General features: G+C 74.0%; 18 protein-coding genes. 14 read left to right on the forward strand and 4 right to left on the reverse strand.

The genetic code is table 11. The features are described from left to right. Positions 1 to 48: 48 nt before the first annotated feature. From BF93_RS06940 to BF93_RS06955, 4 genes are all read right to left on the reverse strand, one after another. A complete protein-coding gene (locus tag BF93_RS06940; protein ID WP_038371590.1) occupies positions 49 to 576 on the reverse strand; it encodes a Dps family protein in 528 nt (175 codons plus the stop codon). 158 nt (positions 577 to 734) lie between these two features. Further along, positions 735 to 1946, reverse strand: coding sequence for an ABC transporter permease (locus tag BF93_RS06945; protein WP_038371591.1), 1212 nt, complete (start codon positions 1944 to 1946; stop codon positions 735 to 737). Then, the gene (locus tag BF93_RS06950) at positions 1943 to 2749 is read right to left on the reverse strand and encodes an ABC transporter ATP-binding protein (protein ID WP_051486645.1); all 807 of its coding nucleotides are present in this window, start codon (positions 2747 to 2749) and stop codon (positions 1943 to 1945) included. Before BF93_RS06950 ends, BF93_RS06945 begins: the two co-directional genes overlap by 4 nt. A 14-nt stretch (positions 2750 to 2763) precedes the next feature. Continuing rightward, a complete protein-coding gene (locus tag BF93_RS06955; RefSeq protein ID WP_038371592.1) occupies positions 2764 to 3885 on the reverse strand; it encodes an efflux RND transporter periplasmic adaptor subunit in 1122 nt (373 codons plus the stop codon). A 130-nt stretch (positions 3886 to 4015) separates the two neighbouring features. On the opposite strand from BF93_RS06955, the gene BF93_RS06960 reads away from it, so the two are divergent. From BF93_RS06960 to BF93_RS07025, 14 genes are all read left to right on the forward strand, one after another. Next, entirely contained in the window at positions 4016 to 5065 is a 1050-nt protein-coding gene (locus tag BF93_RS06960) for a serine hydrolase domain-containing protein (protein WP_038371834.1), read from the forward strand. A gap of 276 nt (positions 5066 to 5341) precedes the next feature. Beyond that, positions 5342 to 7084 (forward strand): pyruvate dehydrogenase, encoded by a 1743-nt coding sequence (locus BF93_RS06965; RefSeq protein ID WP_038371594.1) that lies wholly within the window; start codon positions 5342 to 5344, stop codon positions 7082 to 7084. A gap of 153 nt (positions 7085 to 7237) precedes the next feature. Beyond that, positions 7238 to 7942 (forward strand): fasciclin domain-containing protein, encoded by a 705-nt coding sequence (locus tag BF93_RS06970; RefSeq protein ID WP_038371596.1) that lies wholly within the window; start codon positions 7238 to 7240, stop codon positions 7940 to 7942. 75 nt (positions 7943 to 8017) lie between these two features. Continuing rightward, positions 8018 to 8635: an ECF RNA polymerase sigma factor SigK gene (sigK, locus tag BF93_RS06975; RefSeq protein WP_084148337.1), complete on the forward strand. Its 618-nt coding sequence runs from the start codon at positions 8018 to 8020 to the stop codon at positions 8633 to 8635. Beyond that, the gene (locus BF93_RS06980) at positions 8632 to 9612 is read left to right on the forward strand and encodes an anti-sigma factor (protein ID WP_038371598.1); all 981 of its coding nucleotides are present in this window, start codon (positions 8632 to 8634) and stop codon (positions 9610 to 9612) included. The genes sigK and BF93_RS06980 overlap by 4 nt, the downstream gene beginning before the upstream one ends. Further along, positions 9609 to 11255: a molybdopterin-dependent oxidoreductase gene (locus BF93_RS06985; RefSeq protein WP_084148338.1), complete on the forward strand. Its 1647-nt coding sequence runs from the start codon at positions 9609 to 9611 to the stop codon at positions 11253 to 11255. Before BF93_RS06980 ends, BF93_RS06985 begins: the two co-directional genes overlap by 4 nt. A 212-nt stretch (positions 11256 to 11467) precedes the next feature. Next, positions 11468 to 12553: a transglycosylase family protein gene (locus tag BF93_RS06990; RefSeq protein WP_038371600.1), complete on the forward strand. Its 1086-nt coding sequence runs from the start codon at positions 11468 to 11470 to the stop codon at positions 12551 to 12553. A 296-nt stretch (positions 12554 to 12849) separates the two neighbouring features. Next, positions 12850 to 14586, forward strand: coding sequence for a tyrosine-protein kinase domain-containing protein (locus BF93_RS06995; RefSeq protein WP_051486646.1), 1737 nt, complete (start codon positions 12850 to 12852; stop codon positions 14584 to 14586). Beyond that, positions 14583 to 15530: a glycosyltransferase family 2 protein gene (locus BF93_RS07000; protein WP_038371601.1), complete on the forward strand. Its 948-nt coding sequence runs from the start codon at positions 14583 to 14585 to the stop codon at positions 15528 to 15530. The genes BF93_RS06995 and BF93_RS07000 overlap by 4 nt, the downstream gene beginning before the upstream one ends. Then, on the forward strand, positions 15527 to 16546 hold the full coding sequence (locus tag BF93_RS07005) for a CgeB family protein (RefSeq protein ID WP_038371602.1): 1020 nt from the start codon (positions 15527 to 15529) through the stop codon (positions 16544 to 16546). Before BF93_RS07000 ends, BF93_RS07005 begins: the two co-directional genes overlap by 4 nt. Then, positions 16537 to 17658 (forward strand): hypothetical protein, encoded by a 1122-nt coding sequence (locus BF93_RS07010; protein ID WP_038371604.1) that lies wholly within the window; start codon positions 16537 to 16539, stop codon positions 17656 to 17658. Before BF93_RS07005 ends, BF93_RS07010 begins: the two co-directional genes overlap by 10 nt. Beyond that, positions 17655 to 18368, forward strand: coding sequence for an acylneuraminate cytidylyltransferase family protein (locus tag BF93_RS07015; protein ID WP_038371605.1), 714 nt, complete (start codon positions 17655 to 17657; stop codon positions 18366 to 18368). The genes BF93_RS07010 and BF93_RS07015 overlap by 4 nt, the downstream gene beginning before the upstream one ends. Then, positions 18365 to 20617 carry an N-acetylneuraminate synthase family protein gene (locus tag BF93_RS07020; protein ID WP_038371607.1) on the forward strand — a complete coding sequence of 751 codons (2253 nt, stop codon included), beginning with the start codon at positions 18365 to 18367 and terminating at the stop codon, positions 20615 to 20617. Before BF93_RS07015 ends, BF93_RS07020 begins: the two co-directional genes overlap by 4 nt. Continuing rightward, entirely contained in the window at positions 20608 to 21744 is a 1137-nt protein-coding gene (locus BF93_RS07025) for a glycosyltransferase family 4 protein (RefSeq protein WP_084148339.1), read from the forward strand. The genes BF93_RS07020 and BF93_RS07025 overlap by 10 nt, the downstream gene beginning before the upstream one ends. The last annotated feature ends 61 nt before the right edge of the window (positions 21745 to 21805 follow it).

Consider the following 21805-nt stretch of genomic DNA (forward strand, 5'->3'; position numbering starts at 1 on the left):
GCCCGAGGCGGATGCCCCGTTCCCCCGGCGAGCGCCCCGGAAACCGGCTCAGCGCTGCGGAGTGCGCGTCTCGGCGCTGATGAACCAGGCCTGCTGCTCGAGCTTCTCGATGATGCCGTGGAGGATGTCCGCGGAGGTCGGATCGGCCTCGTCGACCTCGTCGTGGACGCTGCGCATGGTGCCGACGGTGGCCTCGATCGCCGCGGTCATCAGGTCGATGGCGTCGTGCGTGAGGATCTCGCCCTCGGGGAACTCGGCCAGCGAGGACTGCTCGGCGACCACCGCGGGCCGGCCGTCGGGGGTGGCGTGCAGGGCGCGCATGCGCTCGGCCACGTCGTCGCCGCTGGCGCGGGCGATGTCCACCACCTCGTCCAGGTTCAGGTGCAGGTCGCGGAAGTTCGGGCCGACGATGTTCCAGTGGGCCTGCTTGCCCACCAGCTGCAGCGCCGTGAGATCAGCGAGCACGGCCTGCAGGTTCTTGGCCAGGGCGTCGCTGGCGAGGAAACCGGACTCGGCGTTCTCCGGACGGGTGGTCGCAGCGCCCGAGGGCTCCGGGACGGTGACGGACTCATTCATGGGTCTCCTCCTTCGTCGTGCCGGCCGCGACGCCCCGATGGGCGTCGGTGCGGCCGGCGGAACGGAATGCACCAACTGCTCAGCACGTTAACGAGCGCGCATCGGCCCCGCAAGCCCACCCCGGCCCCGACCTCGCCTTTCGGACCGGTCGGTCGGGGTCAGGAGCGGATCGCGTCGATGACCTTGATGCGGGTGGCGATCAGCGCGGGCAGCGCGCCGGCCAGGATCCCCACCGCCGTCGCCGCGAGCAGCCCGATCAGCACCGCGGAGACGGGGAACGGCGGCAGGTCCACCAGGCCCATGTCCCGGAAGGCGTTCTGGGTGAACGGCGCACGCACCAGCGCCACCGCCCCCGCGACGCCCACCGCCCCGGACAGGACCGTCGCGACCACGGACTCCATCATCACGCCCGTGAAGATGCGCCCGCCCGTCGCCCCGTAGGACCGGCGGATGCCGATCTCGCGCACCCGGTAGCGCACCGTGACCAGGGAGATGTTCACCAGCCCCAGGGCGCCCAGCAGCAGGATCACCACCGCGATGACGATGATCGCCGTGCGCAGCGTCCCGAAGCCCGAGTCCTCGAAGGAGAAGCCGCCGCTGTACGTCTCGAAGCGGCCCGCATCCGTCTCCCGCAGCGCGGAGTTCAGCCGGCCGGTGACCGCATCGGCCTCCTCCGGCGGGACCCACACCCGGTACTCGGCGTAGGAGAGGTCGGTGTCCTCGACGCCGGGCAGCTCCTGGACGGAGGCCATCGGCGTGTAGGCCATCGCGCCCATCCCGGCGTTCGCCGGGTCCTTCGGCAGCACGCCCACCAGGAGCGCCTGGCCGGAGGTCTGCTCGTCGACCGCATAGAGGGTGACGGTGTCGCGGCCCACCTCGGGCCGGCCCATCAGCTCCCACATCTCGGAGTTGACCACGACCGCCGGGGCCAGGCGCCGCGCATCGGAGTCCGCGAGCCACCGGCCCTGCTCCGGGCGCAGGCGGAACATGTCCGCATACGCCGGGTCGACGGCCGTGACCTGGGCGGTGCGCACCCCGGATCCCGTCTGGTAGCGCAGCGACAGCGGGCTGTAGCGGGTGCGCTGGTCGATGCCGAGGCGGTCGATCTCGCGCAGCACGACCTCGTCCCGCTGCTCCGGGTGGATCTCGCCGGTCGGGGGCTCGGACTGCATCACCGTGAGGACCGTCGGGCGGCCCGAGAACGTCTCGACGGACTGCTCGAGGGCGCTGGAGAGCATGCCGCCGGCGCCCAGCGTCGCGGTGAGGGCGAAGACGCTGAAGGCCACGCCGATCAGCGAGAGCATGATGCGGCCCTTGTTGACGCGCAGCTCCCCGTAGGCCTCGACGATCGAGGCGACCAGCCCGGTCATGCGCGAGCTCCTGCGTCCGATGCGGTGCGACGCCCGGGGGCATCGGCCGCGGGGCCGGAGCCGGCGACGGCCTCCCGGCCGGCGCGGATCCCGCTGGTGGCCAGCAACGCCTCGCGGGCATGGGCGGAGTCGACGTCGTGCAGGGTGCCGCTGTCCAGCAGGTAGGCGCGCTGGGACAGGGCCGCGACCTGCAGGTCGTGGGTGATGGTCACCAGCGCGGCCTCGGAGTCCTGCGCGATCTCGTCGAGCAGGCCCATCACGGCCTCGCCGGTGGTGACGTCCAGGGCGCCGGTCGGCTCATCGGCCAGGATCAGGCGGGGCCGGCGCACCAGGGCGCGCGCCACCGCGACGCGCTGCTGCTCGCCGCCGGAGAGACGGCCGGGCGTCTGGTGCGCTCGATCGGCCAGACCCACCCGGTCCAGCATCTCCAGCGCGGTCCGCTCCCGCTTCCAGAACTGCCCGGCGGTGCCGTACAGCAGCGGCATCATCACGTTCTCCAGCGCGGTGCGCCGTTCCAGCAGGTTGAACTGCTGGAACACGAAGCCGATGGAGGAGCCGCGCAGCCGGGCCCGCCGGCGGTCGGACAGGCGGATCGTCTCGCGCCCGTCGAACAGCAGCTCGCCGGAGGTCTGGCGGTCGATCAGGCCCAGCAGGTTCAGCAGCGTCGACTTGCCGGAGCCGGAGCGGCCCACCACGGCGACGTGCTCGCCGACGTCGACGGTGAGGTCCACGCCCTGCAGGATGTGCAGGTCCTCGCGGCTGGGGAGGCGGACGGTGCGGGTGACGCCGCGCAGCTCGAGCATCGGCGGCCGGCCCGTCACCAGACCTCCCCCTCCATGAACATGCCGTCCTCGGGGTTGTCCACGCCGGGCACGAACTCGAGGATCTCGTCGCCCTCGGAGAGCCCGCCGGTGATCTCGACGATGCCGTCGCCGCGCAGGCCCAGGGTGACCTCCTGGCGCACCGGCTCGCCGGTGGCCTCGTCCAGGACGTACACCGCGCCGTCGGCCAGCTCCCCCTCGACCGCGGTGGTGGGGACGGTGACCACGCCGGTGGCCGAGCCGAGGTCCACGTGCACGTCCACGGCCAGGCCGGGGACGACCTTCGCATCGGCCGGGACCGCGCAGCGCAGCTCCGCCTGCGAGGTGCCGGAGCCCCCGCCGGAGCCGGGGATCTCCAGCGGCTCGCCCGTCATCGGGTCGACGGCCCCGCCGCCGACCTCGCCGCCGCCGGACCCTCCGGAGCCGCCCTCGGAGGGATCGGACTCCTCGATCGCGGAGTCCTCGCAGGTGATCGGATCGGGGCTGGTGGGCAGGGTCATGGTGGCCGCGACCGGCGCGTCCATCAGGTCCAGCTGCTGCTCCGGGGTGAGCGGCGCGACCACGGAGTACGTCCCCGGGGACAGGTCCAGGATCTGCGCGTCCTCGGCGATGTCGTCCCACTTCTCGACGGCGAGGTTGCGCACGTAGCCGGTGTGCTCGGCCTCGAGGGTGTAGTAGCGGTAGGTGGGCTCCTCGTCCCGCTCCTGCGGGGCGGGCGCCTCGACCGGCTGGCCGTTCTCGTCGACGGCGGGGACCGCCGGGGCCGCCGGCTCGGGCTGCTGCTCGACGCGGACCTCGAGGATCCGGGCGCCCTTCTCGATCCGATCGCCGTCCTTCACCCAGATCGCGGTGATCTCCCCGGCGCGATCGGCGGTGACGGGCTCGGAGGCATCGGCCTCCACGGTCGCGCTCAGCTCCAGCACCGAGGAGATGTCGCCCAGCTGCGCGGGGACGACGGCGTACTCGTCGTACGAGACGCCCGGGATGACATCGGCCCCCGGGTCCTCGCCCGTGCCCGCGCCGGCGGGGAAGAAGGCCAGCTTGGCCAGCGCGAGGGCGATGATCGCGAAGATCACCATCCACACCAGGGGGAAGACGTAGCGTCGGACGGATTCCATGGGACCCCTTCATCGGCGCCCGCAGGAGGGGCGGGCGCGGCGGCTTGCGAAGCCCGAGAATCCCCCCACGGGCCGATCAGACCCTATCCGGGGGATGTGCGGCGCGGCATCCGCCCATAGTCTGATGGACATGAACGGATCGTCGACGACCGCCCGGACCCCCGACATCGACCTGGCGCCCCTGCTCAGCGCCATCGAGGAGGAGCGCCTGGGGGTGCGGGCCGTCCACGTGCACCGTGCCGGCACCCGCGAGTCCGAGGACGTCGTCCACCGCCGCGTCGAGGACACCATCGAGCAGGTCTACTCGATCTCCAAGACCGTCACCGCGCTCGCCGTCGGCATCGCCCGCGCCGAGGGGCTGCTGGACCTCGACGACCTGCTGGTCGACCATCTCGAGGGGATCAGCGACCTGCCGCGCGAGGCGCTCGGCGAGGGCGTCGAGCGGATCCGCCTGCGCCACCTGATCACCATGACCTCCGGCAGCCCCGTGCTCATGTTCGAGGAGGCCGAGCGGATGGACCCCGACCCGGCGGCCCTCTACCTCGGCACCGACCTCGTCCGCGAGCCCGGCGCGCAGTTCGAGTACTCCAACGGCGGCGTCTACATGCTGGGCCGCGTCGTCGCCGCCCGCGCCGGCATCAGCCTGCGCGACTACCTCATGCCGCGCCTGTTCGAGCCGCTGGGCATCCTCAACCCGCAGTGGTTCACCGACCGCGGCGGCAGCACCTGGGCGGCGACCGGCCTGAACCTGCGCAGCGGCGAGGTCGCCCGCATCGGCCGCCTCCTCCTGGACCGCGGCCGATGGACCGGCGCCGACGACGTCCGCGGCGTCGACGCGGATGCGGTCTCCCCGGACTCGGACGTTTCCGACGCCTCGGCCGATGCCTCCTCCGCCTCCGCGGACTCCCCGCAGCTCGTGCCCGAGGCCTGGATCGATGCGCTCCACAGCGACCATGCCTGGGTCGAGACCGGCGACGCGGACCCCGAGAACGTCCAGTACGGCTTCGGGGTCTGGCGCTGCACCCCCGAGGGCGCCTGGCGCGCGGACGGCGCCTACGGCCAGTTCATCGTCGTCCTCCCGCAGCAGGAGGCCGTCATCACCGTCACCTCCCGCCACGAGGGCAGCCCCAGCCAGGAGATCCTCCGCGCCCTGTGGCGCCACGTCGTCCCCCAGCTCTGACCCGCCAGGGCGCGGAGTCGGGACGCCGGCCGGACATGAACGGCGGTCTGAGGGCCGCGAGCCTGTCAATCGCCTGGCTCGCGGCCCTGAGACCGCCGTTCGTGCTCGCCGCCGGCGCGACCCAGCCCCTCGTGGTCCCGCGCCCCCGCCGGTGTCTGGTGCATCGCAGGTGGGGCGGGGACTCCCCGGAGCGCTGCGAGCAGGCATAGCGTGGAGGCATGCACGGGCGCTGCGTCCGAGGGGTGCGCGTCGACATCTGCGTTCGAGGAGAGATCCATGGCCCAGAACACCTTCGCGAGACTGCTCGTCACCCAGCTGCGGGACATGGGGGTGGAGCGCATCTACGGCCTGGTCGGTGATTCGCTCAATCCCGTGGTCGATGCGGTGCGGACCACCGAGGGCATCGAGTGGGTGCACGTGCGCAACGAGGAGGCCGCGGCGTTCGCCGCCGGCGCCGAGGCCCGCCTGACCGGGAAGCTCGCCGTGTGCGCGGGCTCCTGCGGGCCGGGGAACACGCACCTGATCCAGGGGCTGTACGACGCGCATCGGGACGGCGCCCCGGTGTTGGCGATCGCCAGCCACATCCCCAGCGGGAAGATCGGCACCGGGTTCTTCCAGGAGACCCATCCCGAGGCGCTGTTCCAGGAGTGCTCCCACTTCTGCGAGCTGGTGACCTCCGGCGAGCACGGGGCGACGCTGCTGCACATCGCGATCCAGACGGCGATCGCGAAGCGGGGCGTCTCGGTGATGGTGCTGCCCGGCGACATCGCTGACGAGGAGGTCGACGGGCCGCTGACCAAGGCCCTGGCCACGGAGCTGGGCGCGGTCCAGCCGGCCGACGGGCCCGTGCGCGAGCTCGCCGGGCTCATCGACGCCGCCCGGACGGTGACGCTGTTCGCGGGCGCCGGGGTGGCCGGCGCCCGGGAGGAGACGCTCGCGCTCGCGGAGAAGATCAAGGCCCCCATCGGCCATGCCTTCGGCGGCAAGGAGTGGATCCAGTACGACAACCCCTTCGACGTGGGGATGAGCGGGCTGCTGGGCTACGGCGCCTGCTACGAGGCGATGCACGAGGCGGATCTGGTGATCCTGCTGGGCACCGACTTCCCCTACAGCGAGTTCCTGCCCAGCGGCCGGGACGTGAAGGTCGTCCAGATCGATGCCGACGCCTCGCGCCTGGGACGGCGCGTCCCGCTGGACCTCGCCGTGCACGGCGACACCGCGCTCACGCTGCGCGCCCTGCTGCCGCAGATCTCGGCGAAGAAGGACAACCGCTTCCTGACCCGCATGCTGAAGGCCCACCACAAGGCGCTGAGCGGCGTGGTCTCCGCGTACACGAAGAAGGTGGAGCGCATGAAGCCGATCCACCCGGAGTTCGTCGCCGCGACGCTCGACGACCTCGCCGCCGAGGACGCCGTCTTCACCGTGGACACCGGCATGTGCAACGTGTGGGCGGCCCGCTACATCACGCCCAACGGGAAGCGCCGCGTGTTCGGCTCCTGGCACCACGGCACGATGGCCAACGCCCTGCCGCAGGCGATCGGGGCCTCGGCCTCGCACCCGGGCCGCCAGGTGATCTCCCTGTCCGGGGACGGCGGGCTGGGCATGCTGATGGGCGAGCTGCTCACGGTGCGCCTGCACGACCTGAACACGAAGATCGTCGTGTTCAACAACTCGAGCCTCGGCATGGTGAAGCTGGAGATGCTGGTCGAGGGAATCCCCGACCACGAGACCGATCATGCCCCGGTCGACTACGCCGCGATCGCCCAGGGCGCCGGCATCCCCTCGGTGCGCATCACCGACCCCAAGCGCCTGCGTGCGCAGCTGCAGGCGGCACTGGAGTCCTCGGGGCCGATGCTGATCGACGTGGTCACCGACCCCGACGCCCTGTCGATGCCGCCGAAGATCACCGCCCAGCAGATCCGCGGCTTCGCCACGGCCTCCACGAAGGTCGTGCTCGCCGGGGGAGTGGGCCGGATGCTCGACATGGCCGCCTCGAACCTGCGCAACATCCCGCGCTGACCTGCGGCATCGCCGGCGGGGCCGGATCGGGCGGAATTCGACCCATCCGATCCGGCCCTCGGCTCCGAACTCCGTGCGAGACACCGCCCGCACGGGCGGCATCGCGCTCGGTCCCCGGGCGTGATCCGAGGAAGAGTCACGAAGGAGCCTGGGATGAACACGCGAAAGCTGCTGCCGGCGATCGGCATGCTCGCCGCCTCGATGGTGGTCTTCACCGCCTGCTCGGGCGGTGCGATGGAGGAGTCCGGGAACGGGGAGGCGACCCCCGCGGCGCAGGAGGAGACGACGCAGGAGGAGTCGGGCGAGGGCATGGCCGCCTCCGACGGCGGCTCCGACATGGCGGACCCGGCGGCGGATCTCGTCGGCCCGGGCTGTGCGGACTACGCCGCGCAGGTCCCCGACGGAGCCGGGTCGGTGGCCGGGATGGCGCTGGACCCGGTGAGCGTCGCCGCGTCCAACAACCCGCTGCTGACGACGCTGACCGCGGCCGTCTCCGGCGAGCTGAACCCCGACGTGAACCTGGCCAGCACCCTGGACAGCGACGAGTTCACCGTCTTCGCCCCGGTGGACACCGCCTTCGAGGCCGTCCCCGAGGCGGACCTCACGGCGCTCGCCGGGGACTCCGACGCCCTCACCACGGTGCTCACGTACCACGTGGTCCCCGGGCAGATCTCCCCTGACGAGATCGTCGGCACGCACACCACGGTCCAGGGCGAGGACGTCGAGGTGACCGGCGGCGGCGACGAGCTCATGGTCGGCGGCGCCGCGGTGATCTGCGGCGGCGTGAAGACGCAGAACGCTACCGTCTACCTCGTCGACACGGTGCTGATGCCGCCGTCGATGGCGGACGCGAGCTGACGGACCGATGGCCGAGCGCCGGGGACGGACGGAGCCTGCGGGCCCGTCCGCCCTCGGTCCGATGAAGGAGGGGGCATGTCCGTGAACTCGTCCGAGCGGGGTCCCACCGACCGCCCGCGGCCGCTGCCGCGCGCGGAGGAGGACCCCGAGGCCCGTCTCGTCGAGCTGGTGCGCCGCACCGCGCTCGGGGACGAGGCCGCGTTCTCCGCGCTCTACGACGCGGTGAGCCCGCGCCTGTTCGCCCTGGTGCGACGGGTGGTGCGGGACGTGCCGATGAGCGAGGAGGTCCTCCAGGAGGTCTTCGTGGAGGTGTGGCGCCAGGCGACCCGCTTCGATGCGGCGCGCGGCTCGGCCAGCGGGTGGCTGTCCACGATCGCCCATCGGCGGGCCGTCGACGCGGTGCGCTCGCAGGAGGCGTCCCGCCGGCGGGACTCCGCCGAGGGGCTGCACCGGGTCGAGGAGACGGTGGTCGACGTGCAGGAGGAAGGGGTCCGCCGCGTCGAGGTGCGGCGCGTCGAGCAGGCCATGCGGTCGCTGACGCAGCTGCAGCGCGACGCCATCGGCCTGGCCTACTTCGGCGGATACAGCCATCGGGAGGTGGCGAACCTGCTGGGGATCCCGGTGGGAACGGCCAAGACACGCATCCGGGACGGCATGATCGTCCTGCGGGACAGATTGGGGGTGACCTCGTGACCGAGAACAGGCATCAGCTCACGGGCGCCTGGGCGCTGGACGCCGTCGACGACGCGGAGCGGGCCGACATCGAGGAGTACCTCGAGAGCGACCCCGAGGCGGCGGCGGAGGCGCGCTCCTTCCGGGAGACCGCCGCGGCCCTGGCCCTCTCCCTGGATCCCATCGCCCCGCCGGCCGGTCTCAAGGACGATGTGCTCTCGCGGATCGCCCGGACCCGCCAGCTGCCCCCCGAGGATGCGGCCGATGCGCCGCAGGCTCCGGCCGCACGCACGGTGCCGGACGACGCCGGCACCCCCGAAGGCCGGGGCGGCGCCGGCCGCGGCCCCGCGACGGGCGACGGCGTCCGCGGCGACGGCACCCGAGGCGACAGCGTCCGCAGCGACGGCGGTCGGCACCGGGCAGGCCCGATGCCGGAGAGCACCCCGCGCCGGGAGGACCGGCCCGGGCAGGTCGTGCCGCTGGACCGCTACCGGGCGAGCGTGCGGCGCTCGCGCTGGCTCGCGGTGGCGGCGGTCGGGCTGCTGGCCACGAGCATCGGCGGCGCGGCGCTGTGGACGGCCGAGAGGTCCCAGCAGCGCGATGCCGAGATGCGGATCGAGGCGCTGGAATCCGCGCAGGCGGAGACGGCGCGCCAGCAGGCGGTCGTCTCGACGATCCTCGCGGCCGATGACACGGCGAGCACCTCCGTGCCGGTCGACGGCGGGGGCGCCCTCGACCTGCTGTACTCCGTCGAGGACGGGGCCATGGTGGTCACCACCTCCGGTCTGCCGGCGCTCCCGGAGGGCAAGGAGTACCAGATGTGGCTGATCGAGGATCCGCAGCACCCCGAGAGCGTGGCGACCATGTCCGCCGACGACTCGACGCTGGTGCTCACCCGGGGGATGGAGGGCGTGACCACGCTCGCCGTCTCCGTGGAGCCCGCCGGCGGCTCGGTCTCGCCGACGCCGGACGCGATCGTCGCCCAGGGGCAGCTGTGAGCTCCGACGGCGAGGGCCCGCGGAGCTCGCCGTCGGGCCCGACCCCGGGGCGCCCGCCGTCCGGCCCGGCCGCGCGGCGGGCGCCGTCGGGCGCGAGGCTGCGGCGGCTGCCCTGGGGGTCGGCGCTGGTCGGCCTCGTCGCGGGGGCCGCGCTGCTCGCCGTGGCGGAGCTGGCCTCGCTGCCCCTGAGCGCCGCCTCGGCGCCCCTGGTGGCGATCGGCGGCGCGTTCATCGACGTCATCCCGCCGTGGGTGAAGGACGCGGCGATCGCCCTGTTCGGCACCTACGACAAGGCCGCGCTGTTCGCGTCGATGCTCGCTGTCTACGGGGCCGTGATGGCTCTGCTCGGGATCCTCGGGGCGCATCGGCCGCGGGCCGCGATGCTCGGGGTGGGCGGCCTGGGCCTCGCGGCGGCGGGAATCGTGCTCACCCGGGCGGGCACCGGCCCGGCCGATGCGCTGCCGGTCCTGCTGGGCACCGCCGCGGGGATCGTGGTGCTGCGGGTGCTCGGCCGGATGATGCGTCCGGCGCCGGCCGCGCCCGGGGCCGGGCCCGAGGCGGCGGGTGTGCGCCGCCGTCCGCTGCTGGTGACGGCGGGGGCGGGCCTGGTCTTCGGGGCGCTCGGCGTCGGGGCGCGGGCGCTGCACGCCTCGCGCGATGCGGCCGGGCGTGCGGCGCGCGCCTTCGCCCTGCCCTCTCCCCGCAGCAGTGCGCCGGCCATCCCGGAGCAGGCGCAGTCGCAGGTCGCGGGGATGCCCCCGTTCCTCACGCCGACCGCGGAGTTCTACCGGATCGACACCGCGCTGGCCGTGCCGCGGGTCGATCCGCAGACCTGGCGCCTGCGCGTGGGCGGGCTGGTGCGCCGGGAGGTGGTGCTCGATCTCGCCCAGCTCCTCGCGCTGCCGATGCTCGAGCGGCACATCACGCTGACCTGCGTCTCCAACCCGGTGGGCGGGGACCTCGCCGGCAACGCCACCTGGCTGGGCGTGCCGGTGAGCACGATCCTGGAGATGGCCGGGGTGCGCGAGGGCGCGGACATGGTCCTCTCCCGCTCGGTCGACGGCTTCACCGCCTCCACGCCGCTGGAGGCGCTGCGGGACGGCCGCGACGCCCTCATCGCCGTGGGCATGAACGGCGCCCCGCTGCCGCCGGAGCACGGGTTCCCGGTGCGGATGGTGGTCCCGGGGCTGTACGGCTACGTCTCGGCCACGAAGTGGCTCACGGAGCTGACGGTGACGCGCTTCGCCGACGACCGCGCCTACTGGACCGATCGCGGGTGGTCCGAGCGGGGGCCGATCAAGATCGCCTCCCGGATCGACGTCCCGCGCGCCTTCGCGGTGCTCGAGCGCGACGCGCAGGGGGCGGTGATGCTCGGCGGCACCGCCTGGGCGCAGCAGCGGGGGATCTCGGCGGTGCAGGTGCGCATCGACGAGGGGCCGTGGCGCGATGCCGAGCTCGCCGCCTCCGTGAGCGAGGACTGCTGGACGCAGTGGTCCCTGCGCTGGGACGGGGCCGATGCCGGGAGGCATGCGGTGACCGTCCGGGCCGTGGACGGCGACGGGCAGGAGCAGACGGCCGAGCGGGCCGATCCCGTGCCGGACGGCGCGAGCGGATGGCATGAGATCCGCTTCGAGGTGGCATGACCTGCCCCGGACCCCGGACCGGGCGACGCGCCATGATCGCGCCATGAGAACGCGACACGCCGCAGGATTTCGTAAAGATTCGGCAAAGCGGGTGCCCGGACTTCCTCGCCCGGCGTGACCTGCGCCGCGGGCCTTGGCACCGTGGCAGGTGCACGTGCGCTCGCGCGCCGTCCTTCCCCGCACTTCCCCGCCCGCCCGACCCAGGAGTCCCCATGGCCACCGCCACCCGTCGCGCCTCCGCGCCCCGCAACTCCCACCGCGCCGAAGGGGGAGCCGTGCTGTTCCGCGGCGCCCGCCTCTTCTCCAAGATCGTCGCCATGACCGGCGGCGCCGTCGTCGCCGCCGGCATCGGCGTGGCCGGCACGACCTCCGCGAGCGCCGAGGGCACCGTCTGGGACGAGGTCGCCCAGTGCGAGTCCAGCGGCAACTGGTCCATCAACACCGGCAACGGCTACTACGGCGGCCTGCAGTTCTCCCGCTCGACCTGGCAGGCCTTCGGCGGCACCGAGTACGCGACCACCGCCGACAAGGCCTCCAAGGCGGAGCAGATCGCCGTCGCCCAGCGCACCCTGTACACCCAGGGCCCCGGCGCCTGGCCCACCTGCGGCCAGCGCGCGGGCCTGACCAAGGCCAACGGCGGCGCGGACCCGAACGCGCAGCCCGCCGGCTCCGGGGGCGGCTCGGACGCCGGCTCCGGCTCCGGCGGCTCGAGCTCCTCGGCGCTCGTGGTCGACGGCAAGTTCGGGCCGGCCACCACCCGCGCCCTGCAGGGCTGGGTGGGCGTGAGCCAGGACGGCTCCCTCTCCCGCGCGGACGTGAAGGCCCTCCAGAGCAAGATCGGCGCGAAGGTCGACGGGTACATCGGCCCGGAGACCACCCGCAAGCTGCAGATCGCCATCGGCGCCAGCCAGGACGGCTCGCGCGACTTCCGCTACGACTCCGGCACCGTGAAGTCCCTGCAGACCTACCTCAACACCGGGGCGACCGGGATCGTCGGCGGCGGGACGAGCGCCGGCGGCTCGAGCTCCTCCGCGGATCTCGTCGTGGACGGGAAGTTCGGCCCGAAGACCACCGGCGCCCTGCAGGGCTGGATCGGCGTGAGCCAGGACGGCTCGCTGTCCACCGCGGACGTGAAGGTCCTCCAGAAGAAGATCGGCGCGGAGGTCGACGGGAAGATCGGCCCGGAGACCACCCGCAAGCTGCAGGCCGCCATCGGCGCCAGCCAGGACGGCTCGCGCGACTTCCGCTACGACTCCGGGACCGTGCGCTCCCTCCAGCAGTTCCTCAACGCCCGCTGATCGCGGGCGGCGCCTGCGGCCTCCGCCGCCGCCGCCGCCGATGCACACCCCCGGAACCGGTGATCCCCGGTTCCGGGGGTGTGCGCGCATCGGGGGCGGTGCGGGGCGGCTACGGGAGGTTGCGATCCGGTCACGGATGCGCAGTCCCGCTGCCCCTGTGAGTGTCTACCCCCTCTGACCTGCGGCGATGAACTTCCGGTGCCGGGTCGCCCGCTGGCGCGTACCCGCAGGTAACGAGCGGGGCGACCGTAGGATGGGAGGGTCCGCGCTCTCTCCCTCTCCAGATCGGTGTCGCAGTGACGATTGAAGATTTCCTCCGACTGCTCCTGCGCAACGCGCTGCTGCTGATCCTCGTCACGGTGCTGGGCGCCGCCGCCGGTCTGGGCATCTCCTTCACGCGGACCCCGGTGTACTCGGCGAGCGCCCTCGGCTACGTCTCGGCGAGCTCGCAGATGGATGAGGACGGCAACCCGATCTCGCAGGCGAGCGGGAACATGGACTTCCAGTACGCCAAGGCGCAGTCCTACCTGCCGCTGTTCACCACCCGCGCGGTGGGCGAGCGCGTGGTCGAGGAGCTGGGGCTGCCCCAGAGCGCCGACCAGGTCGCCGGCTCCCTGCAGACGACCCTGGACCCCAACGCCCCCATCATCACGGTCACCGCCTTCGCCTCCACCCCGCAGCAGGCCTCCGACATCGCGAACTCCGCCGTCACCGCGACCGCCGCGGAGGCCCTCGAGCTCGAGTCCGGTGGCAACTCCTCCGCGAACGTCTCGGTCACCCTGGTGCCCTACCAGAACGCCCTGGTCCCCGGCGCCCCGCTGTCCCCGGACCGCAAGCTGTACATCGCCGCGGGCGCGGCCGCAGGGCTGCTCATCGCCCTGGCCATCGCCTGGCTGCGCGACCGCAACGACACCCGCATCCGCACGGCCGACGACCTCGCCGCGGTGACCGACGCCCCGCTGCTGGGAACCCTCCCGGACGACAAGGACCTGGGCCGCGGGAAGGACGGGCGCCTGCACGATCCCTCCGGCTTCGCCTCGCGCGAGGCGATCCGCAAGCTGCGCACCAACCTGCGCTACGTCGACGTGGACGCGCCGCCGCACTCGATCGTCGTCACCTCCAGCGCACCGGGCGAGGGCAAGTCGACGGTCTCGGCGAACCTCGCCCGCGTGATGGCGCGCGCCGGCCAGCCCACCCTGCTGATCGACGCGGACCTGCGCCGGCCGATGGTCGCCGACGAGTTCGGCATCGACGGCGCGGTGGGCCTCTCGCAGGTCCTGGCCGGGGCGGTGGCCCTGGACGACGCGCTGCAGACCTCCGGCACCCGCGGCCTCGCCCTGCTGCCGGCCGGGCACGTCCCCCCGAACCCCTCGGAGCTGCTGGGCTCGCGCCGCATGCACGAGCTGATCGACGAGCTCTCCCGCCGGTACTTCGTGATCGTCGACGCTCCGCCGGTGCTCGCCGTGACCGACGCCCAGCTGCTGTCGCGGCACGTGGACGGCGCCATCGTGGTGACCGTCTCCGGCCGCACCCGCTCCGCCGGGCTGGACCGCTCGGTCGAGGCGATCCGCGCGATCGGCGGCAAGGTCTACGGCGTCGTCCTGAACCGCATCAGCTCCAGCCGCTTCACGCGCCTCGCCTACGGCGATGCGGAGTACGGCTACGGGGGCGGCGGCTACGAGCGCTACGGCTACGCCGGCAAGGGCGGCTACGGCGACGCCCCCGTCGATGCGGAGCCGGTCGATGTCGAGGCCGCCGGCGGTCCCGAGCCCCTCGCGCCGCGCCCGGGCGCTGCCGGCTCCGGGGCCGTCCCGGCCGCAGCGACCTCCGCGACCACGGCCCCCGCGACCACGGCCCCCGCGACGTCGGCCCCCGCGGCCTCGGCTCCCGGGGCCGATGCCGAGGACGAGCCCTCCGCCTGGGCGCAGGACCCGGCGCAGACCGTGCGTCCCGTGCAGTCCACCAAGCCCTCCGGCGTCCACCACACGCGGTCCCGCGGCCGTCGCGCCGCACACGACCAGGGCCGGGGATGACCCTCGAGAGGCTCGGGGTCGTCGTCCCCGTCCACGGGCCCCTCGACCCGGTGCTCCCGCTGCTGGACGACCTCGTCGGGGAGCACGTGCCCGCGGCCCATCGGCCCGCGCGCGTGCTCCTGGTCGACGACGCCTCCCCGCAGCCGATCGACGCATCGCGCCTGCCTGCAGGCGTCGCCCTGCGGCGCCGCGCGCGCAACGGCGGCTTCGGCGCCGCCGTGAACACGGGACTGGAGGCCCTCGCCGCCGAGGACGGCCTCGATCTCGCGCTCGTGCTGAACTCCGACCTGCGCCTGCCGGAGGGCTTCGCCCGCGACCTGCTGGCCCACGCCGCCCCCTGGCAGCCCGCCGTGGTCGGGGTGCGCAGCGTCGACGAGGAGGGCCGCTCGGGCTACGCCGCGCGGCGCTTCCCCACCATCGGCCACCAGGTCGTGGAGTGGCTGGTGCCGCTGGCCTCCCAGCGGCACCGCGACCTGCTGCACCGCGCCGTCGGCCACGACCTCGCCGCCGAGCGCGGGCACGGCATGACGGCGGTGGACTGGGTCTCCGGCGCCGTGCTGCTGCTGCCCCTGGACGCGGTGCGCCGCATCGGCGGCTTCGACGAGGGCTACTTCATGTACACCGAGGAGGTCGACCTGCAGCTGCGCCTGCGCCGCGAGGGCATCCCGTCCCTGCTGGACGCGGACCTGCAGGTGCGGCACGTCGGCGGCGGATCCTCCGGCGGCGAGCAGCGGCGGCGCCGCTGGCTGGTGGGCGCCCGCATGCGCTACGCCCGCAAGCACGGCCACGTGCACCTGCTGCGCGCCGGGATGACCGCCGCGACCGGCGCGAACCTCCTGTGGAACGCGGGGCGCCGCGCCGCCGGGCGGGACGTGGCCCCGCTGGCCGTGGCCCGCGAGGAGCTGGACCTGATCCACCGCGCCGGGCGGGAGCTGCCGCGATGAGCCCGGCCACCTTCCCCCGGCTGCTGCTGGTCTCGCCGACCTTCCACGGCTACTGGTCGAGCATCGCCGACGCCTTCGCCCGCCGCGGCTGCACCGTGCGCACGGTGCGCTACGACGCCTACGACACCACGGCGGAGAAGCTGCGCCTGAAGACGACCGTCGAGCTGCCCGAGCGCCTGCACCTGCCCGGGGACGTGCGCCGGGCCGAGAACCGCCGCCTCACCGAGCGCGTGATCGCCCGGATGCGCGAGTTCCGCCCCGATCGCGTCGTCGTGATCAAGGGCGACGGCCTGGACGCACGGTTCTGGGAGGCGCTCGGCGACCTGCCGCGGATCCTCTGGCTGTACGACGACCTGCACCGCCACGACTACGAGGACGACTTCCTCGCGCAGGTCGGGCCGGTGGTCTCCTACGCCCGCTCCGAGGCGGAGATGCTGCGCGGGCGCGGGGTGGACGCGCACTTCATCCCCAACGCCTTCGACCCGCACCGCGTCGAGCCGACCGGCGCGCGCACCGGGGAGATCGTCTTCATCGGCTCCGGGTACGAGAACCGGCGGCGCCTGCTGGCGGGCCTGGCCGCGTCCGGGCTGCCCGTCCACGCGTGGGGCCGGGACTTCTCCCGCCACCCGGTGGACCGCCTGCGCACCTTCAGCTGGCGCCGCCCGGCGGTGCGCGCCTCGCGGGACGTGCCGCTGGAGCGGGCGTACCAGATCCACGCCGAGGGGGCCGCCGCGGTGGCCATCCACGGCCTGCAGAACGGCCACGCCATGCGGACCTTCGAGATCCCCGGCATGGGCGGGGTCCAGCTGGTCGACCGCGACGACGTCGACCAGTTCTACGACGTGGGGACGGAGGTCGCGGTGTGGCACAGCCCCGAGGAGCTCGAGGACCTGGCCCGCCGGGCGATCGCCGATCCCGCCTGGGGGAACGGGATGCGCGAGGCCGGCAGGCGGCGCACCCTGGCAGAGCACACCTTCGACCACCGCATCACGGAGGCGGATTCACTATGGGGCTGATCCACGCGACGAGTCTCGAGCGCTGGGAGGAATGGGAGCGCACGCGGCATCGGGGGCGTCTGCTCAAGCACACGCTGACGGGGGCGCTGCGCCGGCAGCGCGGGGACGACGGCGCGGCCGCCGGCCCGCGGTACGTGCTGCGCTCGCGCGGGGGAGAGGGGCCGCGGCTGCTGATCGCGGTCGACTCGGCGACGCCGACCTCGCGCGCCAGCCTGCTCACCGCCCTGCCGTACCTGCGCGGGGCGGTGGACGTCCTCGCGCCCGTCGGCGTGGACCTGCCGGAGACGGCCGGGGCCGGCTGGAGCGGCAGCGCCCCCGCCGGCATGGACGCCGAGGAGGCCGCCCGGGCCCTGCCCGGCCGCGGCATCACCGCCGTCGTGTCGCTGGGCCAGCACCTGGGCGCCGGGCGGATCGCCCACGAGCACGCCGCCGCCTCCGGGACGGCCGCCTTCGTCGTCCAGCACGGCGCGCTGACGCCCTTCGCCCCGCCGCTGCCGCCGGAGACGACCCTGCTGTCCTGGTCCGATGCGGACGGCGAGTTCTGGCGCTCCGGCCGCGAGGACATCACGGTGCGGACCATCGGCTCCCAGCTGCTGTGGCAGGCCCGCCACGAGGCCGGTCTCGCCGGTGCCGGCACGACCGGGGCCGGTGCGGCGCAGCCCGCGCCCGAGGCGGACCCGCAGGCCCGGCCGGTCTTCCTGGGCCAGCTGCACGGGGCGGAGCTGCCGCGCCGGGTGACCGGCGGGGCGGCGTACACCTTCTGCCGCCTGCACGACGGGCTGTACCGGCCCCACCCCAGCGAGACCGACAAGCTCTCCCGCGCCACCCACGAGGTGTGGCGGCGCCGCGGCGTCGAGTTCGCGCCCGCGGACGTCCCGCTGCGGGAGGTGACCAGCCCCGTGGTCGCCGTGTTCTCCACCGGGGTGCTCGAGGCCGCCGCCCGCGGGGTGCCCAGCTACGTCTTCGCCCCGAAGGCCCCGGACTGGGTGGCCGAGCTGTGGGACCGCTACGGCATGCGCCGCTTCGGCGCGCCCCGCCCCACCCCCTCGCCGCTGCTGCCCTCCGCGGAGCCGGCCGCCGCGCTCGCCGAGATCCTGGACGGTGCCGCGTGACCGCCCTCGTCGTCATCCCCGCCCGCGGCGGATCCAAGGGGATCCCCCGCAAGAACCTGCTGCCTGTGGGCGGGCGGCCCCTGATCGCCTGGACCATCGCCCAGGCCCTCGAGGGGCGGGCCGATGCCGAGGAGGACCTGGTGGTCGCCGTCTCCACCGAGGACGCGGAGATTGCGCAGGTCGCCCGGGAGCGCGGCGCCCGCGTGATCGACCGTCCGGCGGAGCTGGCGGTGGACACCGCCCCCACCGAGCCCGTCGTCGAGCATGCGATGGACGTCGTCGAGGCCGACGGCATCACGCTGGACGCGGTGGTGCTGCTGCAGGCGACCTCGCCGGTGCGGCGCCCGGACACCATCGGCCGGGCGCTCGCCCAGTTCCGCGCCGGCGGGGCCGACAGCCTGGTCGGCGTCGTGCCGCAGTCGCCGTTCTTCTGGCGGCTGCCCGCCGGCCCGGGACAGAGCGCGCAGGCCGCCTACGACACGGCGGCCCGCCCGCGGCGCCAGGAGCTGGAGCCCGCGCAGATGCACTACTTCGAGAACGGCAGCCTGTACGTGACGGCGCCGCACATCTACCGCACCCTGCACAACCGCATCGGCGGGCGGACGGACCTGTTCGTCCTGGACGAGGTGGAGGGCGTGGACATCGACACCCTCACCGACGTCGCCGCCGCCGAGGCGATGCTCGCCCGACTCGGATGGAGGACCGCATGATCCTGGACCGCCGCACGGCCCCCTACGCGCTCGACCCCCAGGCCTCGGTGCTCGAGGCGCTGCGGCGCATCAGCGAGAACCAGGCCCGGGTGGTGTTCCTCGTGGACGCCCACGGCCTGGTGCGCGGCGCCCTCACCGACGGCGACGTGCGCCGCTGGCTGGTGGGCCAGGCGGTCCCCGACCTCGCCGCCCCCGCCATGGAGGCCGCGAACCCGCGCTTCGTCTCCGTCCCCGAGGGCACGCCCACCGCGCGCATCGAGGCGCTGTTCGGCGACGGGGTGGACCGTGTCCCCGTGGTCGACGAGCGCGGGCGCCTGGTGGCGGTGGCCTCGCCGAAGGCGGTGACGCTGAGCATCGGCCGCAGCACCGTCGGCGAGGGCCACCCGGCCCTGGTCATCGGCGAGATCGGCAACAACCACCAGGGCTCCGTCGAGCTCGCCGCGCAGCTGGTGGACCGCTGCGTGGAGGCCGGGGTGGACGCCGTGAAGTTCCAGCTGCGGGACATGGCGAGCCTGTACCGCTCCGGCGGCTCCGCCTCCGGCGGGGAGGACCTGGGGCCGCAGTACACGATGAACCTGCTGGCCAAGTACTCGCTGTCGGTGGAGGACATGTACCGCGTGTTCGACCACTGCGCGCAGCGGGACGTCGACGTGCTGTGCACCCCCTGGGACCAGGTCTCCGCCGACGCCCTGGCCGCGTACGGCCTGCCCGGCTACAAGATCGCCTCCGCCGATCTCACCAACCACGACCTGCTCGCCCACGTCGCGGACCTCGGCGCGCCGATGATCGTCTCCACCGGGATGAGCACCGAGCAGGAGATCACCGGGGCGGTGGAGGTGCTGCGCCACCACGGGGCGCCGTTCGCGCTGCTGCAGACCCAGTCGACCTACCCCGCCCCGTTCAAGGACCTCAACCTGCGGTACATGGACCGCCTCGCCGAGCTGGGCGGCGGCTGCCCCGTGGGCTACTCCGGCCACGAGCGCGGCTGGCACGTGCCGGTCGCGGCCGTGGCCCGCGGCGCCGCGATCATCGAGAAGCACGTCACCGTGGACCGCAGCCTCGAGGGCAACGACCACAAGGTCTCCCTGCTGCCCGAGGAGCTCGCGACCATGGTCCGCCAGATCCGCGAGGTCGAGTCCGCGCTCGGCTCGGCGGCCCCGCGCGAGCTGTCCACCGGCGAGCTGATGAACCGCGTGAACCTCGCCAAGTCCCTGGTCGCCGCCCGCGACCTGCGCTCCGGCGAGGTGGTCACCGCCGCGGACGTCGACGTCAAGAGCCCCGGCCGCGGCCTGCAGCCCCACCAGCGCGGCGCCCTGCTGGGGGCGACCCTGCACCGCGACGTGCCCGCCGGGGACTTCTTCTACCCCGGCGACCTCGCCGGGCGGCCCCAGGCCCGCGGCGACTACAGCTTCCGCCGCCCGTGGGGGCTGCCGGTGCGCTTCCACGACTTCCGCAGCCTGCTGGAGATCTCCCGGCCCGACTTCCTCGAGTTCCACCAGAGCGCGAAGGACATGGACCTGCCCCTCGGCGAGATCTTCGCCCCGGGGGAGAAGCTCGAGCAGTTCGTCACCGTGCACGCCCCGGACCTGTACCCCGGCGACTTCCTCATCGACCTCGCCTCCCCGGACGAGGCGATCTTCGAGCGCTCCATCCTCGAGGTGCAGCGCGTCGTGGACCTCGCGCGGGACCTGCGCGAGCACTTCACCTGCGAGCTGGACCCGATCGTCATCGTCACCATGGGCGGGTTCCTGCCCGACCGCCACCTCGCCCCCGAGGAGAGGTACCCGCTGTACGAGCGGGTCCAGCAGGGCCTGGAGCGGATCGACGAGTCCGGGGTGCGCCTGACCGCGCAGACCCTGCCGCCGTTCCCGTGGCTGATGGGCGGCCAGCAGCACCACAACCTGTTCATGGACCCGGAGGACACCGTCTGGTTCTGCGAGACCTACGGGCGCCGCCTCACCTTCGACGTGTCCCACACGAAGCTCGCCGCGAACTTCGCCCACCGCCCCTTCAGCGAGTACATCGACGCGATGGGCCCGTACACCGAGCACCTGCACATCGTGGACTCCGTGGGCGTGGACGGCGAGGGCGTGCAGGTGGGCGAGGGAGAGGTCGACTTCCAGGACCTCGCCGAGCGCATGGACCGCCTGGCCCCGGACGCCCCGTTCATCCCCGAGATCTGGATGGGCCACGTGGACGCGGGGGAGGGCTTCTTCACGGCCCTGGATCGGCTGCGCGAATGGTTCTGAGAGCGGGGGCCGATGGGCCCGGCCGCACGGGCGCCGAGGCTCCCGCAGGCGCCGGGCGCGCGCTGCCCTGCGCCCTGTGGCTGATCCCTGTCCCCGACCTCGGCGGCGTCGCCCGGCACGTGCTCGACGTGGTGCGCACCGGGCTGCCCGGCTGGCGGCTCGTGGTGCTGTGCCCCGAGGGACCGCTGGCCGAGGCCCTGCGTGCGCTGGGCGCCCCGGTCCTGACCGGTCCGGTCTCCCCGGCCGACGGCGCCGCGCGGGCGACGGCCGAGGAGCGCAGGGTCCTGCAGCGCCTGCGGCCGGACGTGCTGCACACGCACCTCGCCTTCGCCGATCTGACCGGCGCGGCGGCCGTCGTCGGGCTGCGCTCCGGCCGGGGCCGACGCATCCGCCTGGTCTCGACCGAGCACGGCATCTCGGGCGTGCGCGGATACTTCCAGGCCGGCCGGCCGCAGGCCGCCGCCAAGACGGCCCTGCACCGCGGCCGGCTGCGGCGCACCGACGCGGTGATCGCCGTCAGCGACTCGACCCGCCAGCAGATCCTCGCCCAGTGGGGCGGGGGCGCGCGCGTGGTCGTCATCCGCAACGAGGTCGCCCCGCCCGCGACGCCGCCGCAGCCCCGACCCGGGCTGCGGGTGCTGTCGCTGGCCCGCCTGGCGCCCGAGAAGCGGATCGACCAGCTGCTGCGCGCCATGGCGCTGGTCATCGCCGAGCACCCGGAGGCCACGGTCACCATTGCCGGCACCGGCCCGCTCGAATCGGCGCTGCGCGACCTCGCCCGCGAGCTGTGCATCGCCGACCACGTCCGCTTCCCTGGCCACGTCGAAGCTGCCGCGGCGCTCGCCGAGCACGACGTGGTCGCCCAGCTGTCCGTGTGGGAGAACCTCTCCTACACGCTGCTGGACGCCGCGGCCCACGGGCTGGGCGTGGTCGCCACGGACGTGGGCGGGAATCGGGAGATCGTGCCGGAGCGATGCCTGGTCCCGGCGGAGGACCATGAGGGGGTGGCACGGGTGATCGTGCAGCAGGGGATGGATCTCGCATCGCGGCCGGAGCGTGGCGGGGCGGGTGACCCGGCGCGGATGTGTGCGGGGCTGACGCGGATATACGAGGGGGTGGCGGGATGAGCGGGCCATCGGGCATCGACGTGACCGGCCGAGAACGGCACCGCGAGCTGGACGGTCTGCG

It is taken from the genome of Brachybacterium phenoliresistens (genome assembly GCF_000576425.1).
Lineage (GTDB): Bacteria > Actinomycetota > Actinomycetes > Actinomycetales > Dermabacteraceae > Brachybacterium > Brachybacterium phenoliresistens.